Annotated in this window: 3 protein-coding genes; 1 reads left to right on the top strand and 2 read right to left on the bottom strand. The window is 33.7% G+C overall.

Annotated elements, in window-relative coordinates; all coding sequences use genetic code 11:
• Window positions 1-500: 500 nt before the first annotated feature.
• Window positions 501-935, bottom strand: a complete 435-nt coding sequence (locus tag ACP6PM_RS07975; RefSeq protein WP_426583449.1) for a ferritin-like domain-containing protein — start codon at window positions 933-935, stop codon at window positions 501-503.
• 231 nt (window positions 936-1,166) lie between these two features.
• Complete coding sequence (locus ACP6PM_RS07980; RefSeq protein ID WP_426583450.1) at window positions 1,167-1,535, bottom strand: hypothetical protein; 369 nt, start codon at window positions 1,533-1,535, stop codon at window positions 1,167-1,169.
• 608 nt (window positions 1,536-2,143) lie between these two features.
• On the opposite strand from ACP6PM_RS07980, the gene ACP6PM_RS07985 reads away from it, so the two are divergent.
• Window positions 2,144-3,004: a DUF4382 domain-containing protein gene (locus tag ACP6PM_RS07985; protein ID WP_426583452.1), complete on the top strand. Its 861-nt coding sequence runs from the start codon at window positions 2,144-2,146 to the stop codon at window positions 3,002-3,004.
• Window positions 3,005-3,576: the final 572 nt, after the last annotated feature.

Genomic DNA, 3,576 nt, shown 5'->3' on the forward strand with positions numbered 1-3,576 from the left:
AACTAATATCAAATACCTTAATATTTGCTACCGAAGATTGATAGGGAGATTCGTGTATTTGCACAATTTTTTATATTTGATATAATTTCTGAGTTGTGAAAATTTGAAGTTTTCTAGTTGTCCTCAGCTATGCTTCGACTGCTATACCTCTGGGAAAACTAATATCAAATACCTTAATATTTGCTACCGAAGATTGATAGGGAGATTCGTGCTATTTGCACAATTTTTTATATTTGATATAATTTCTGAGTTGTGAAAATTGGATAGTTTTCTGTCAAAAATCAAAAAATATATCCAAAAATATTTTCTATTTTTATTACAGTTGAGATTTATATTTTTTTAGATTGTTAATCCTGACTCGTCTTTCCACAAATCAAAATGAAGCAATCCGAATGCTCTTTTTTGGAATCCTAAATAATCTGTAATTTCTCAGTAGATATTCACATTTTTTAGGCGGATTGCTATGACAAATATTAGATATTTTCTCTAAGTCAGATTAATCAACTATAGTCACGCAACATTTTTTTGATTTCCATGTTATGTAACTCTTCTTGACCAATCATTGTCCGAGCATATTCTTCTAAATATATACTTGCGTTTTCTACAGTTTCTAAGAATTTTTTATATAGTTCTAAAGCTTTGGCTTCATGGTTAAGACTTTCCTGTAAAAGAGCTGGTATTGAATGTTGATTTGTTTCTTCAATCGAAGCTACTTTTAATGTTGGATGGCCTTCTAAACCTGTTAATATTTCTCCTGCTTGTTGAGCATGAAGTAAAGATTCATTAGCTTGAGCTTTAAAAAAATCTACAATTGGTATGCGATTAGGTCCTATCACCATTAAAGAATAATGAGTATAGCGCACAACACCTGCAAGTTCAAATTCCATAATAGAGTTTAATAACTCTACAGATTTTTGATTGTCAAGTTCTCTCATTTTAGCGTTTTAAGTTTACATTTCTCTGTTTAATTGTAACTGCTTAGTTATCTAAATCTGTTTATGCAATATTAATTTAATTTTTCCTTGATTTAACCTTTATTTAAGAAAAGCAAATATTAACTTTTTCTATAGATAATCTAAATGCAAAAAGACTTTTTTCTCAACCCCTACTAAATGCTAGTGATATTAGTAGGGGAAAATTGCACAAGGAAAAAACCTTTTTTTAAATTAATTGTTGTTTGATTCTTGGCTGGGTTGTGCCACAGTTATATCATTCTTAACAAAGTCTAATTGTTGAGGACTGATAACTTCTTTTACTGCCAATTCATTAATGTCTTTGTAAGGACGATTTTTTTTAATTTTTTCTGGTAAATCAGGGATATTTAACTTGATTGCTAATTTTTTTAAGTCTGAGTCTGAAGCATCATTTATATCTATTTTGATTGTACTGCCAGGAGCAGTAGATACAGCTGAATTTGAAGTGCCAGGATTTGTGTTAGGAGCTGTGGTCTGAGTAGTTGTATTTGCACAGGAACTCATGGCAATTAAACTAGCAACAATGGTAGATAAGGATAGAAAACGAAAGTGATTCATCATATTGGTATTGTAAGTTTTTTGGCTAATACTAAAACAATTGCATATTGTAATGGGTCTCAAAAATATTGACAATTTTTTACATATTAGTTTTTTTTATTTTATCTCAAGGAAAGCAATAATTTTACCATCCTAGTTTCTGACAATAATACAATAAGTAGTTGTGCTTTTAGGAATTTCCTAGTTGAGAGAGGGAACACTTAACTGGGAACAGGGAACAGAGAATAGGGAGTCAATTAGGATGTGTAATTAATTTTGCTTATGAACTTAGAAATTTTCTACCATAAAGTACAAATCTTTTAGGAATAATGACACCGAACAGCTTACTTCAATATCTCAAAAAAGTGATTGATAATTTAGGATACAAAATATATAATTAATTTTGGTTATGAACTTAATATTGATTATACACTTTCTGACCCTTGGTGAGGTACAGTTATCTTGTTTCTTACTATTCCCTATTCTCAGATGAGCTGTTGTAGAACATTTTTTGTTCAAAGAATTATATTGCCCACCAGAATAATTTCCCTCTCAATACTCAATTTTTTTCCTCTTTTTCCTACTACCCACCCTCAGTACATAATTTAAGTTATTAAGTCAAAAGAATGAAAATGAAGATCGCAAAACACATTTTAATTTTATTCACCCTACTGCTTGGAATGCCTGCTGTTTTACTAAGCAGTTGTCAAAGCGAGACGACTCAAACTAATACCAATTCAACTCAGATAAATGACAAAACTCCAGGCACTCTTAAGCTCCGTGCCAATGGAGAAGACTTTGTGAGAAAAGGCTTTGTTACTAAAGATGGATGGAACATAACATTTGATCGACTCTATGTCAACCTAACAGAAGTCACTGCCTACCAAACAGACCCACCCTACAAAGCTGAAACAGGAGAGAAACTAGAAGCAACAGAAAAAGTCATTTTTACTCAAACTAAAACAGTAGATTTGGCAGAAGGAGATGAAACCGCAGAAACTATTTTGCTCAGTGAAATATCCGCACCTCCTGGTCACTACAATGCTCTCTCTTGGAAAATGCCCAAAGCAACTGATGGCCCAGCAAAAGGTTACTCTTTATTAATGAGTGGTACAGGTACTAAAGATGGTCAGAGCATACCCTTTATTGTCAAAATTGACCAGGAACTAGAATTTACCTGTGGAGATTTTGTTGGGGATGAGCGCAAAGGTATTCTGCAAGCTGGAAAAACTGCGGAGTTAGAAGCCACATTCCACTTTGACCATCTTTTTGGTGATAATAGTGTTACCCCAGATGAGGAAATTAATACAGGAGCATTAGGTTTTGCTCCTCTGGCAGCGATCGCCACAGCAGGAAAGGTTGAGGCGGATATGGCTACATTAAAAGATCGACTTTCCCCTACTGACTACCAGAAATTTATGGCAATTTTACCCAATTTGGGTCATGTGGGCGAAGGTCATTGCCATAGTTTGAAGTCAAAATTAAAAAATTAAAAGTCAAAAGGTAGTTCAATAATTAATAATTAATATCATGTCCGGTTGAATAGTTATAATTAAAGTTTGTAGTAGGGCTTTAGCCCTAAGTATGTATCAGGCTGAGAGCTATACTACAAACAAAAACTTTTTTTATCACTGATTATCCGGACATAATATAACAATTAATAATTAATAATTACCTCTTCTTATAACAGATAGGATTGGCTAAAAGGAATTTTTTTCTTCTCAAGGGGAGATTGGATATGGCGCATTTCGGAGCGGCTCTGCATTCATAGGGAAACCTCCCCATCCCATCCCACTCCATGCTCCGCTTTCCGACCGCTTTCTTGGTAGATTGGATATGTCGTTTCGCTACGCGACATGAAACGCGAAGCGTCCCGGAGGGAACGGAGACCTCGGCATCCCTCAACCGCTTTTTCTCCATGAATGGATAGGCTTTATACCTGAATTTTTTGGTAAATTAATAATTTTTGTCTTCTAATTTATCTGAACTTTCATCTTCTATTTTGGTTGGTAATTAATTTAACTATTGCGTAATAGTTTTTAGATTTTAGATAAAGTCCCCTGGT

It is taken from the genome of Dapis brunnea BLCC-M229 (assembly GCF_050015995.1).
GTDB lineage: Bacteria > Cyanobacteriota > Cyanobacteriia > Cyanobacteriales > Microcoleaceae > Trichodesmium.